The sequence below is a fragment of the Acidobacteriota bacterium genome, assembly GCA_012517875.1.
Taxonomy (GTDB): domain Bacteria; phylum Acidobacteriota; class JAAYUB01; order JAAYUB01; family JAAYUB01; genus JAAYUB01.
Genome location: JAAYUB010000177.1, coordinates 15,043 through 27,794, shown reverse-complemented (window position 1 = coordinate 27,794; position 12,752 = coordinate 15,043). Strand labels below are relative to the sequence as shown.

General features: G+C 65.8%; 12 protein-coding genes. 1 reads left to right on the top strand and 11 read right to left on the bottom strand.

Annotated features, from left to right (window positions below; translation table 11 throughout):
- Positions 1-1,328 (top strand): alpha-L-fucosidase (locus GX414_16775; GenBank protein NLI48758.1); only part of this gene is annotated, 1,328 nt, incomplete at its 5' end.
- A gap of 267 nt (positions 1,329-1,595) precedes the next feature.
- Here the strand turns inward: GX414_16775 and GX414_16770 are convergent.
- The 11 genes from GX414_16770 to GX414_16720 form a co-directional block, all read right to left on the bottom strand.
- Entirely contained in the window at positions 1,596-2,138 is a 543-nt protein-coding gene (locus tag GX414_16770; GenBank protein NLI48757.1) for an NUDIX domain-containing protein, read from the bottom strand.
- A 17-nt stretch (positions 2,139-2,155) separates the two neighbouring features.
- On the bottom strand, positions 2,156-2,758 hold the full coding sequence (locus GX414_16765) for a hypothetical protein (GenBank protein NLI48756.1): 603 nt from the start codon (positions 2,756-2,758) through the stop codon (positions 2,156-2,158).
- Positions 2,759-2,850: 92 nt separating this feature from the next.
- Positions 2,851-4,677 carry a hypothetical protein gene (locus GX414_16760; protein NLI48755.1) on the bottom strand — a complete coding sequence of 609 codons (1,827 nt, stop codon included), beginning with the start codon at positions 4,675-4,677 and terminating at the stop codon, positions 2,851-2,853.
- A gap of 318 nt (positions 4,678-4,995) precedes the next feature.
- The gene (gene rocD / locus GX414_16755; GenBank protein ID NLI48754.1) at positions 4,996-6,219 is read right to left on the bottom strand and encodes an ornithine--oxo-acid transaminase; all 1,224 of its coding nucleotides are present in this window, start codon (positions 6,217-6,219) and stop codon (positions 4,996-4,998) included.
- A 421-nt stretch (positions 6,220-6,640) separates the two neighbouring features.
- Complete coding sequence (locus GX414_16750) at positions 6,641-7,561, bottom strand: hypothetical protein (GenBank protein ID NLI48753.1); 921 nt, start codon at positions 7,559-7,561, stop codon at positions 6,641-6,643.
- A gap of 89 nt (positions 7,562-7,650) precedes the next feature.
- Positions 7,651-8,541, bottom strand: a complete 891-nt coding sequence (locus GX414_16745; protein NLI48752.1) for a DUF4440 domain-containing protein — start codon at positions 8,539-8,541, stop codon at positions 7,651-7,653.
- Positions 8,542-8,665: 124 nt separating this feature from the next.
- On the bottom strand, positions 8,666-9,859 hold the full coding sequence (locus GX414_16740) for a CoA transferase (GenBank protein NLI48751.1): 1,194 nt from the start codon (positions 9,857-9,859) through the stop codon (positions 8,666-8,668).
- A 21-nt stretch (positions 9,860-9,880) separates the two neighbouring features.
- The gene (locus GX414_16735; GenBank protein NLI48750.1) at positions 9,881-10,786 is read right to left on the bottom strand and encodes a hydroxymethylglutaryl-CoA lyase; all 906 of its coding nucleotides are present in this window, start codon (positions 10,784-10,786) and stop codon (positions 9,881-9,883) included.
- Between the two features lie 134 nt (positions 10,787-10,920).
- Positions 10,921-11,346: a hypothetical protein gene (locus GX414_16730; protein NLI48749.1), complete on the bottom strand. Its 426-nt coding sequence runs from the start codon at positions 11,344-11,346 to the stop codon at positions 10,921-10,923.
- A 183-nt stretch (positions 11,347-11,529) separates the two neighbouring features.
- Positions 11,530-12,075, bottom strand: coding sequence for a hypothetical protein (locus GX414_16725; GenBank protein NLI48748.1), 546 nt, complete (start codon positions 12,073-12,075; stop codon positions 11,530-11,532).
- 76 nt (positions 12,076-12,151) lie between these two features.
- Positions 12,152-12,694: a hypothetical protein gene (locus tag GX414_16720; GenBank protein NLI48747.1), complete on the bottom strand. Its 543-nt coding sequence runs from the start codon at positions 12,692-12,694 to the stop codon at positions 12,152-12,154.
- Positions 12,695-12,752: the final 58 nt, after the last annotated feature.

The following is a 12,752-nucleotide window of genomic DNA, read 5'->3' as shown; positions in this document are numbered from 1 at the left end:
TCGGCATGAACACCTTCACCGACGTCGAGTGGGGCACCGGCCGGGAGGATCCCGCCCGTTTCAACCCGACGGATTTCAACGCCCGTCAATGGGCCCGGGTGCTTCGCAACACCGGCATGCGGCTGCTGATCCTCACCGCCAAGCACCATGACGGCTTCTGCCTGTGGCCCACCGACACCACGACGCACAGCGTCCGGAGCAGCCCGTGGCGCGGCGGCCGGGGCGACGTGGTGGGCGAGGTGGCGGCCGCCTGCCGCGAGGCCGGCCTGGCGTTCGGGATCTACGTGTCGCCATGGGACCGGCACGAGCCGTCCTATGGCGATTCGCCCCGCTACAACGCATTCTTCCGCGCCCAGCTCCGCGAACTCCTCAGCCGGTACGGCGAAATCGCCGAGGTCTGGTTCGACGGCGCCTGCGGGGAGGGGCCCGATGGACGGCGGCAGACATACGACTGGCCGTCATACTACGCCGTGGTCCGCGAGCTGCAGCCGCAAGCGGTCATCTTCGGCATGGGCCCGGACGTCCGCTGGGTGGGTACAGAGACGGGCGTCGGAAGGGAGACGGAATGGAGCGTGATCCCCGATCGACTGGATCTCGGCCGACTTGCCGGTGCGACGGCACACCCGGTGGACGCGGCGTTCATTCCCGGCGATCTGACCGACGCCGACCTCGGCAGCCGGGCCCGGTTGCGCACCGCCGCATCCCTGCTCTGGTACCCGGCGGAGGCGGATGTCTCCATCCGACCCGGCTGGTTTTTTCATCCGGCAGAAAACAGCCGCGTGAAGACGCCGGCTGAGCTGCTGGACATCTACTTCAGCTCCGTGGGCCGCAACGCCGTGCTGCTCGTGAACGTCCCGCCCGACCGGCGTGGGCGCATCCACGACGCGGATATCCGGAGCCTGCACAGGTTGCGGCGCCTGCTGGACGACACGTTCCGCGACAATCGCCTGGCCGGTGCCTTCGCGTCTGCCCCGGCGGCCCCGGGGCACGACGCGGCGAATGTCCTGGACGCTGATCCGGCGACGTACTGGAGCCCGTCCGAAGACGCGACCTCGACCGTTCTGGAATTCGAACTGACCGAGGCACGCACGTTCGATGTGGCGATGGTTCGGGAGCACATCCGCCTGGGCCAGCGGGTGGAAGCCTTCCGGCTCGAGTGGCGGAACGACCGCGGCGCCTGGCGGGAATTCGCCCGGGGAACCACCGTCGGCTACCAGCGCCTGCTCCGATTCGCGCCGGTCAGGGCCCGGACCGTGCGCCTGGTGATTGAATCGTCGCGCGCCCGCCCCGCCATTTCCGCAGTGGGGCTGTTCACGCTGGCGAAATAGGACGTTCGAAAAGGGCTTTCGCACCGCCCGCTCCCACTCGCGGTACCTCTGGTATGCTCGCCGGCGGATCGTGTCGGACAACTCGGGGGGCGGGACTCATTCCCGGACATCGGACTTCGGACTTTGGACATCGAACCTGGAACCTGAGTTCGGGGCCCTGGATCACAGCAACCAGACCGTGTACCCATTTATCATTCATCGTCCCCCCCAACTACCCGATGAATAATGACCCGTGCAAGATGATCAAGGAATGCCGCCTTGCCCCATTCACCTTTTTCTCGTCTCCAGATGCTGCTTCAGTCGCTCCAGAAACACCGCCTGCGCCGGATGCATCTTCAGCCGCGCTTCTTCCAGTGAGAACCAGCCGGCCCGGTCCACCTCGGGGTATTCATGTATCCGGCCGGAGCCGCGGGGCCACTCGAAGGTGAAGGTGTTGCTTCGCAGCGTCGCCGGGTTGAAGTCCCCCTCGAACGCCCAGGCGCGGACCACCTTGCCGCTGGACAACGTCGCCTCGCCTACGGGGATGAACGCGTCCTCCGGCTCTCGAGCGGCCGCCTGCCCTACCCCCCCCGGTCCAGCCGTCGGATTCGCCGGATCCGCGGTGACTGGCAGCGGCCAACTCGTCTCTTCCCGAAATTCGCGGCACGCGGCGGCGAAGGCGTCCTCATCCAGCGCGTGTTCGCCCTTGGGTATGGACCAGGCGCCATCCTCTTTGTCCCGCCAGTAGGGTCCACCGGGGTGCACGAGCAGCACCTCCAGCCGGTCCTCCCGGCGCCGGTAAGCCAGCAGACCCGCGCTTCGTTTCGCCATCCGCGCCTCGCCGGCCCTTATTCCGTCTTGCCCAGCCGCACCAGATACCGGGGGATCTCCCGGCAGAAGCGGACATACTCCTCGCCGAACTGCCGGCGCAGGTGCTCCTCTTCGGTGAGGATCATCCAGTGCGTGACGATGCCCCACAGGGCGATCCAGCCGCATGCATAGAGCGACGGCCACTGCAGCGACGAGCCGATGATCAGCAGGTAACCGCCGATGATCTGCGGGTTGCGGATCAGCCGGTACGGCCCGCCGCGCACCAATCCCACGACTCCGAGTCCGAAGGCCCGGCGCAGTCCGAACCACGCCAGGGTGCCGAACGCGACGATGAAACCCAGGACGATGACCACGACACCCGCCGTGGCCAACGGGCGTCCCGCCGGGGTTTCCAGAATCCAGAACCCCTGCCACTGTGTCGGATTGTAGAGGAACGGAAACGCGATCACGCCCAGGATCACCAGAAATTGGAGGCAAGCGGCGACTCGGGTGAGGCGTCCATGCCGCTCGTAGACCCGCCGGCTGACCCGCCGGAACACCAAGTAGGCGGCGAGAATCAACCCGACGGCGCCCGCGACGAACAGCAGCCAGTTCGTTTCACTCAATCCTGCTGAATTCATCTGCCCGCTCCAACTCAGGATTCCAATCGCCGGATCCGAATCTCCTCCTCGGCTCCAGCTCTCCCGATTCACCGATTCACCCACTCACCGATTCACCGTCGTTCCATCTCCGCCTCGTACAGGTCGGCGATTTTCAACAGATGGGCATCCAAAGCGCCGGCGATTTCGCCCCAGCCCACCCAGGCGGCAAACAGCGGCGGGAACACCGGCTCCGCCGCGACGGCTCGCGACAGGGACATCCCCCGCGCCACGGTCAGGTACACGCGGCGGAACGCCTGATCCGTCGAGCGGTCGCCGGAGCAGGAAGCGGTCGCGTCCAACGCCTCCTCGATCGGCGCCCCCAAGCCCAACAGCGTGCCCAACACCCGGGTGGCGTGCGTCAGCGCCGCCCGGCGGCGGATGGGTCCGCCGCGCAGCAGCGGCGCCCGCCGCCGGCACAAGCGGATGCGCTCGCAGGCGGCGAGCCGCTCCAGCGCATCGCCCAAGACGCCGACCGCCGCTCCGGCAGCGATCCCCACCGCCAGCCAGGGGGCCAGGCCGGCGCGAACCAGCCGCTTGGGTGTCAGGCGGATGGACTCTCCCCCGATGGCGTGGCGGATGGACTGGATGCTCGCGGCCATCCGGGGCAGTTCGCCCTCGAGCAGTGCGAGGGCGGCGTCGACCGCCAGGCCCATCCGGCATGCGGCCGCCCAGCCCGCCAGAAAGCAGCAGTCGTCGGCTTGCACCGTGTCCGGCAACTCCCCGTACAGCGTGTGCAACCCTGCCACTGCCGACAGCGCCGCAACTCGATCCAAGCCGGTTTCGCCCGCATCGAGGATGGCGGCATCCAGCGCGGACAATCCGCGGCCGGCCAGCAAACGGGAGAACGACTGGTTGGACACGCCGAATACCCGCAGGGCGATGCGGCCCGGGTCCAACGCCCAGCGGCTGAGAAACGCCGCCTTGCGGACGCTGCCGACCGACGTGGCCTCGTCGGGGTACGACAGGATGTCGGCCAGGTCCGAAAGACCGTCGTCCAGTCGGCCCGCCGTCTCCGCCATGTCCAGCGCGTCCAGGTGCCACTCGTCGAACAGACCGGTCCGGGCCAGCAGATCCGTCAGGCGGTACCCGCGGTCCGCCGGCGGCCGGGCCAGGGCTTCCCGGACGCGGGGTGACACATCATCCTCTCCGGCAAGCAGTTCCAGAATGGTGATCACGGGCACCCCGCACCGGAACAGAGCGGCGAATTTCCGCACGAAGACCGCGGCACAGATCCGCCGCTCCCTGGCCGCGCCGCGTGCGCCGAGGCGCAATGTCAACTCGGCCTCGTAGCAGGCGCCCATTTCGCGGAGGATCGTGGTGAACGTGCTCGACAGACTGCCGAGGTTGAGGACTTGCCACAGGAGCGGCGGCGGCAGCGGCTCGCGGCAGCGAGCCAGACTGCCGGTGATCTCGATGGCCTGGCGGGCGGCCAACAGGCTGCTGCGGATGGATACGTCGGCAACGGACGCTGCGATGATCGAAAATGCTTCCACGACAGGAACCCCTGCATCCACGAGCAGGGCCAGGCGGGCACAGTAGCGGGCGATCGCCGCCAGCCGCATCAGCCGCCGGCGTGTCCCCGGCAGTTGCCAGTTGCGGTCGAGGCGGTGCTCCACGGCGGCGGTCCGGGCCAGCTCGGCCGCGCCCACGGTCAGGCTGTTGTCCAGATTGCCGCTGAGTTCGCCCGCTTCAACCAGGGCGATGAAAAATGCGGGGAAGCGCTGCGGGTGTCGTCGCAGCGCGCCGGCCAGTGGCTCGCCTGCGGCCAGCCGCACCGCCAGATCCCGCGCGACGGCATCGGCCGGATCGTCGCGCGCCAGCACGGCGGCGACCTCGGCCACCGGAACCCCGGCGGTCATGCAGACGGCCAGGCGGCGACTGTACGTGACCTCATTCACGGCCGACTCCCCAACAACCACACATTGCGGGTTGCGATGTCCCCGCTGAACCCAATGGCGCCCGCAACCGAAAGCTGGTTCCATTATACCGAAATGTCCTCGCACCGGACGGGACATCTTGATTCGTTAAGATTCTTGCCCGGAACAACATCGGTTTGATCGCCCGCCGTCGGGGCGCAGTCCCACCTGGTCAACCACCGCGCGCCAACCCGGCCCGTTGACACGATCCCCAACTCGATCGGTTTCAAAACGAACAACCCGGGGCTGAGCCCGGGTTGTTGCCTTCAATTCGATTGTGGGATTATCGGATCCGATCAGTTACTTGATAGCCTTGAACACCTTGGTGATCCGCTTCAGGACGTCGGCCATCTCACCGCGGGTGATCACCAGCGGCGGAGCGAAGCGAATGATGTTGCCGTGAGTCTGCTTGGCCAGCACGCCGGCGTCACGGAGCGCCAGGCACACGTTCCACGCCTCAAAGCCCTTTTCGAACACCACCGCGTTGAGCAGGCCCTTGCCGCGCACCTGCACCATCTTGGAGCATTTCACCTTGGCGATCTCGCGCCGGAAATACTCGCCCATCTTGCGGGCGTTGTCGGCCAGCTTCTCGTCATCCAGCACGTCCAGCGCGGCCATGCCCACGGCCGCGGCCAGCGGATTGCCGCCGAAGGTGGAACCGTGGCTGCCGGGCGTGAATACACCCATCACGTCGTGGTCAGCGACCACGGCCGACACTGGGAACAGGCCGCCGCCCAGGGCCTTGCCCAGGGTCATGGCGTCGGGCCGCACGTCCTCGTGATCCACGGCGAACTTGCGGCCGGTGCGGCAGAAACCCGTCTGGATTTCGTCGGCGATGAAGAGCACGTTGTGGCGGGTGCAGATCTCGCGCACGGCCCGCAGGTACCCGTCCGCCGGCACGAAGACGCCGGCCTCGCCCTGGATCGGCTCCAGCAGCACGGCGCAGGTGTTGGGCGTGATGGCCGCCTCGATGGCTTCGGGCGAGTTGTACTTCACCACCTTGAAGCCGGGGGTGTACGGGCCGTAGTTGATCCGGGCATCGGGATCGGTGGAGTAGGAGATGATGGCGATGGTGCGGCCGTGGAAATTCTCCTCGGCGACGATGATCTCCTGCCGGCCGTTCTCGATTCCCTTCTTCTCGACGCCCCAGCGGCGGGCCATCTTCATCGCGGTCTCGACGGCCTCGGCGCCGGTGTTCATGGGCAGGGCCATCTCATAGCCGGTGTACTCGCAGAGCCGCTTCAAGAACCGGCCCATCATGTCGTTGTGGAAAGCGCGCGACGTGAGGGTGCAGCGCTTCGTCTGATCCACCATCGCCTTGACGATGCGGGGGTGCCGGTGGCCCTGGTTCACCGCGGAGTAGGCCGACAGGCAGTCGAAGTACGCGCGTCCTTCCGGATCCCAGACCTTGACGCCCTTGGCCTTGGCAATGACCACAGGCAGCGGGTGGTAGTTGTGGGCGCCGTACTTCTCGTCCAGCGCGATGATCTCCTCGGTGCTCAGGCGCTTGTTCGACTTGGCCATGGTCTCTCTCCTTTTGTGTCGGCGCGGCGTGCAATGATCCGGCCGTATGGTGCAATCAATATATCTGAATTCTACAATTATTGCAAGACTTGCACCAATATCATAATAATTCAAGGCACGGATGAATCATCTGTATGTACGTCACGTCAGTTTGTTCTGTTTCAGCGCATGCGGATAACGGACCCGATATGAATCCTGCCAGTCCAATACCGCAGATGATCAATTTTGATCGTTTTGGATTGTTTAAACGATATATATATCAAAATATTTGAATAAATGATTTATCTAAAATAATTTATTTATCGTATTTTATTGAATATTCATAAATTTAATCAGTCTAAGATCTTGGGTGAAGCCTTATATGCAATTCAATGAAAAGAATGACTATCAGTGTGATGTTGCCGGTCAGATCGCGCTGTCGCTAGTAGAAGACGGTTCGGGTGCGGTGGCGGGGCTTCACCTGCTTGAAGTAAGGCCGCTGCCCGCGGTTCCAGAGGCGGTAGTCCACGTCCATCGCGGTCCACGCCAGGCCCTGCCGATTCGCCGCTGCGACGATCCATTCCGCCGCCGTGACTGCGGCGGCGCGCAGTTCCACCTCCTCGGCCGAACCGGCGGAGATCAACTCGCCGCGGTCGATGCGCATCGCGAGTCCAGGCGTGTAGTTCAGGATGCCGTCCACCCTCAAGACATGGGGCACCAAATTGTCGGCAAAGATCGTCAGATCCGCCAGGTCCTCAAAACGTCCCCAGCCGGCGCCCCCGAAGGCGAGCGCCAAATCGGCCGCGGCCAGCTGGGCCCGCTTGTAGAACGCCACCGGCTCGCCGGCGTGGGTCTGGACGTCCTGAAAGTACGGCATCTCAGCCAGCCGCCCGATCAGCCTGGCCGCGGACCCGGCCGCCGCCTCGATCAGCGCGGTGCAGGAACCGTCATAGCGGGCGGCGAGCAGCGCTCCCAGATCATTGAGCGCTTGGGCGAAGCGCGCCATCAGTTCGCCGACGACAGGATGCCCCGCATCCTGTCCGAACAGCTCACCACACCCCTCGGCGGTGATGGCCGCCAGTTCGTCCGCCGCCAACGGCCCCCGACTCCGAAATCGATCAGCTAGAGCGGAGGCCACGGTGAAATAGCCCGACAGGCCGGGGCGCTTGCGCAGGAACGGGAAATAGCCGGAGCCGAAGTTGATGGCGTCCAGCGTGAGAAAGAACGCGGCGGTGTTGGCGCCGTCGTCCAAGTGATGGCAGGCGGGGTCGTGCCCCGGCGTCGTCGGATCCGCTGCCGCCAGCTCCCGGACATAAGCCTCGATCGCCGGCGCATGGATCCGGACGTGCACCGCGCGATCCATGACCGCGCGGCACGATCGCCGGACAAAATCTGACGGGTTGATCGTATCCACGGGTGCGTGATCCCCTGCCCCGGGCGGCCCGTCCCGACTCACGGCGCGGGCGCGGCCGGGATGGCGACAGTCAGGTCCAGAACCAGCCGGTAGCCGTCAGCGTTGTGGCGCCAGATGTGTAGATAGCTGTGCTGCAGGGCCGGCCGCGCATCACCCGCAGCGGTTCGAGTCTCGAGGATTCCGAAGCTGTATCCCAGGCTGCCGTCCGCGGAAACGGCCTGCCCCTCGGCGCGCCAACTCCAAGCAGCCGGCGCCGCAGGCAGCAGGGCCAGCGACTTGTCCCGGCCGATCACGGGCAGCGTGCGGTCGCGATAGAATCGCAGATCGGCGGAGGCCAGCTGGCGGAACGCGGCCGCGGGGCCGCTCCCGGCCGCCAACCGGGACATCTCCGCATCCAGGCCGGAAAACGGGATCTCATCCGGATGAACCGGCTGGCCGGATCTGGCGACCGTCACGGCATCCGGCAGATGGTCTGCCCGCCCGTGGCGGATGCCGGCATCCAGGATGACCGTCCATCGGCCCTCCGCCTCTTTCCGCCAGATGGACACGTAGTGCCCCCACCCGGCGGGGTCCGGATCCTGCCGCCGGTTTTTCAAATACCACGGTCCGGTGGTGTAGCCCATGTCCCCCGACGCGGACGTTTCCGCAAAGACGGGACGCCAGGCGAGCAGGGCCGTCGCATCCGCCGGCATCTGCTCATAGGCCGGCCGTCCCGGCACCGGCCGGGGCCGGAACACCACCCCCTCGGGTGCCAGGAACGACAGAAAGGCCGCACGGATCCCGTCCTCGTCCGCGGCCCGGGCGAACGCCCGCTCCGACGCGACCAGTTCCCGGAGCGCGGCGGGCCACCCGTCCGCGCCGGCGGCGGTCCAGGCGACACCGCCGGCGACGACCAGCAGGCCGACGAGTAGCAGGCCGGTTGCATGCATACCTTTCTCCCGTTGGGGCAGGTCGAGCACTGGGGACCCGTTCGACAACGGTCATCCGATCAACATCCGGAGCGGGCCGGCAACCGGCCGCAGGGGTCGGCTGTCCGCCCGGATCAGCGGCGGGTCAGATCACGCCGTCCGCCTTGAGCGACTGCAGGTCAGAGGTCGAGTAGCCGATTTGGCCCAGGATCTCCGCGTTGTGCTCCCCGAGGAGCGGCGGCGGCGCTTCCACGTTGCCCGTGGCGCCGGAGAACTTGGCCGTGTGATTGAAGAGCGGGATCTCACCGATGCCCTCGGCGCGGATCTTCGTGAAAGCCTGTCGATGCTCGATCTGCGGCGCCTGCAGGGCTTCCGCCAGCGTGGGGATGGCGCCCGAGGGCACGTCGTTCTGGTTCAGCAACTCCACCCAGTAGCCGGTGGGCTGGGTGACCAGCCGCGCCTCGAGCAGCGGCGTCAGCGCCCGGCGGTTGGCCTTGCGCGCGTCCCGCTCCTTGAAGCGGGGATCTTCTTTGAGCTCCGGCACGCCCAGCAGGTCCGCGACGTTCTCCCACTGCTCCTGCTTGTTGGCGGCGATGTTGATGAAGCCGTCCTTCGTCTTGAACGTGCCCGAGGGCGCGGCGGTGAAGTTGTCGTTGCCCATGAGCACCGGCTGCTGGCCGCCGATCATGAGGTTGGCCACCACCCAGCCCATGAGCGGCATGATGGAGTCGAGCAGGGCGATGTCGATGAACTGCCCCCGGCCGGTGCGTTCCCGGGAGAAGAGCGCCGCCATGATCGCGAATGCGGCGTTGAGGCCGCCCACGGTGTCGCAGACCGGGAAGCCGCAGCGCAGCGGGTTGAGCCGCTCGTCGCCGTTGATGGCCATCACGCCGCTCAGGCCCTGAATGATCTGGTCGTAGGCGGGCTTGTAGGCGTCCGGGCCGGTGTGGCCGAAACCGGAGATGGCGCAGAAGACCAGCCGCGGATTGATCTGGCTCAGGACCTCGTAGCCGACACCGAGCCGGTCCATGACGTCGGGGCGGAAGTTCTCCACCACCACGTCGGCGGTCTTGACCAGCTCCTTGAAGATCTCCTTGGCCTTGGGTTGCTTCAGGTTCAAAGTCAGCGATTTCTTGTTGGCGTTCTGCGCCAGGTAGCTCGTCCCCATCAGTTTCTTGTTGTAGTCGGGCACGCAGCCCAGCTTGCGGGCCAGGTCGCCGTCTTTCGGATTTTCGATCTTGATGACTTCCGCGCCGAGCAGCGCCAGCTGCAGGGTGCAGAACGGCCCGGACAGGACGTTGGTCAGGTCCAGGACGCGGATTCCCTCGAGAAGCTTCATGATGCGCACCTCACGGATATTTTAATGTTTGATGGGGCCCGATTTGTACACGAAGCCCGGCAGTTCCCGGTTGAAGAAGGCGCTGACGTCCTTGGCCAGGCCGATGAGCCGCGCCAGGTCCACGTCCGGCCGCTGGCCGAGCTGCTGAAGCATGTGCACCAAATCCTCGGTGCAGACGTTGCCGGCCGGCAGCTTGGTGAACGGGCATCCGCCCAGTCCGCCGAACGCCGATTCCAGATAAGTCACCCCGGCCCGCATGGCCGCCATGCAATTGGCCAGGCCCATGCCGTATGTGTTATGGAAATGTGCCGCCATCTGGACGCCGGCGCCCATGGCCCGGATCTCGCCGAACAGCCGCTCCACCTGGGCGGGGTTGGCGTGCCCGGCCGTGTCGGCCAGGCTCACCATCCGAACGCCCGCGTCCAGGTAGCGTTTCACCAGGTCCAGCACCCGCGTCTCGGGGATGGCCCCCTCGAAGCCGCAGCCGAAGGCCGACTGCACAGAGACCTGGACCTCCCGGCCCGCGGCCATGGCCGCCCGGGCCATCTGGATGATGCGGGTCGCGGCGTCGGCCACGGTCATCCCGGTGTTCTTCTGGCTGTGGGTTTCGCTGGCCGAGACGCCCATGCAGAACAGCTCCACGCCGCACGCCTGGCCGCGCTCCAGCCCCTTTTCGTTGAGGACCAGGCCCGAGAGCCGCACCCGCGGCGGCTTGGCGCCGGGCTGGCTGAACCGCTGGAACAGCTTGTCCGTGTCGGCCATCTGGGGGACCTTCTCCGGGTTGACGAACGAACCGAGCTGGATGACGTCCACACCCGACTCGATCAGCGCCTCCACCCAGGCCGCCTTGTGCTCAAACGGCACCGTCTGCTTCTCGGCCTGCAGCCCGTCCCGCAACCCCACTTCCTGCAGGATGACTTCGTTCATGATCGCCGTTTCCTCGCTGCCGATAAATTGCCGCCCCCCGGGCCGCGCCGAGCGGCGATCCGGGAGGCGGTCAGGCAGACTGCATTATACCGTTTGCCGGGCGAATGATCAATGCTCGACGAAGCTGCGGCGGGTCACTGGATGGGCTTGTCCAGCCAGCGGTAGAGTCTCCAGCCCATGTGCCGGGTTTCCACGAACCAGAGGGCCGTCGAAGCGGTCCGGATCAGGTAGCACCCTTCGCCATCCTGGCGGACTGAGATGATCTCTTTCTGAAAGCCGCTCTTTACATAGGGGAGGTTGATATCATTGCCGCAGTCCCGGCGGCCGTCGGGGCGCTCCTCCCGGCTGATGGTCAGCCCGTGGGGCAGGCCGTTCCGCTCGATCTCACCGGCGTCGCCGGTCTGCAGCGAGGCAACCAGCCGGGAGTAAGCCTGGAAGAGGCCGGCCGGGATCGGCTCGGACCCCCGGTAGTGTTTCAACAGCTCGTCGGGCCCGTCGAAGGCCAGCAACCAGGCCGCGGCGAGCAACACGATCACCCCCGCCATACGGATCCCTCGCATCAGTACCTCCAGGCTGTTGCCGGCGCGGAATGTGCCGCGCGCGGCGGATGTGTCACATCATGCGTTCATAAAGATGTCAGAAGTGTGAAAAAAGCTCACGGATACCATCAGCGGGACAGAAAAAAAACCGGCTGCACGGGCGGCCGGTTGGGAGGTAGAAAGTGCACCGTCGGGTGCGTTCGCTTACCAGCTCCAGATGGCCACGTTGGCATCGGGCGCCTCGATGTCCATCACCTTTGCGTATCGCAGCGTCGACAGGGCGTCGATCGCCGCCTGGGTATTCATGCCGTTCTGGTCCATGCCGTTGAGGCACTCCGTGAGGAACGCGATGGGGATGCGCACGTCCACTTTTTCCTCGTCGGTCTTGACGAAGATGTTGAAATCACCGCCCTGCTTCTCGATCCGGACCGTCTCGCGGGGCGAAGTCACGCACACGTAGACGCCGTCGGGCGCCCCCTCCAGCGCGGCCGCCAGCCGCTTCAGATCCTCCATCTTGACGGGGATCGCATCGGACCCGAACTCGACTCGGCGGGCCTCCTCCGGCATGAAGGCGGCGCCCGCCTGCAGCAGCCCCACGGGCACCGGCACCACCAGATGCATCTCGTCCGGCCCCTTGGTGTCCACCTTAACCAGCAGCCACTGCTGCCCGGCGATCATGAGCAGACCGCCCATGCACGCCGCTCCCGTCACCGCCATCATCGCCACCATCACCTTCATCAAGCCCGCCATGGTCCACCTCCTGCGTGCCGCGTCATGCCGTCGCCGGCGTCGGCCGGATCAGGCCGCGCCGGCAACCCGGTTCGAATCAGTCGATCCAGATCCGCACGCTCGCGTCCTTTTCCTGGACGGTGATGAGATCGCCGGTGGTCGTGTTGCCCAACTGGGCCAGAAACGCCTTCAGGTCGATCTCGTTTCCCTCGGTGGTCATCAGAGAATCCATCAGGGCCACCGGAAGTTTCACCAGCACATGGGGCGCGCCCTGCTCCGGCTCGTCCTTCTTGAACACCTGCACGATGAACAGGTCGCCCTTGCGGGACACCAGCACATTCTCCTCCTTGGAGCTGACTTTGACGAAGTCGGTGTTGTCGTGTTTGCGCAGCTCGGCCCACAGCTTCTTGAAGTCCACCTGGGTGTCGTCAAATTCCAGTTTCAGCTTGCCGTTCTGCAGCTGGTCACTCTTCACGCAGTCCACCGCCACGATCAGCAGGGACAAAGGCACCCGGATATCCACCTGGGTGTCATCCTCGGCCTCCACCACGTGGACGTTGACCCAACGCTCCTTGTTGGCCGCCAGACCGAACAGGGCCAGCAGCATCACCGCAGCCATCACCATCAGTATTCGTTTCATGACTGTCCTCCGGACGAACGATTGCGTACTCGTTCATACAGAACGAGGCCGGCGACCG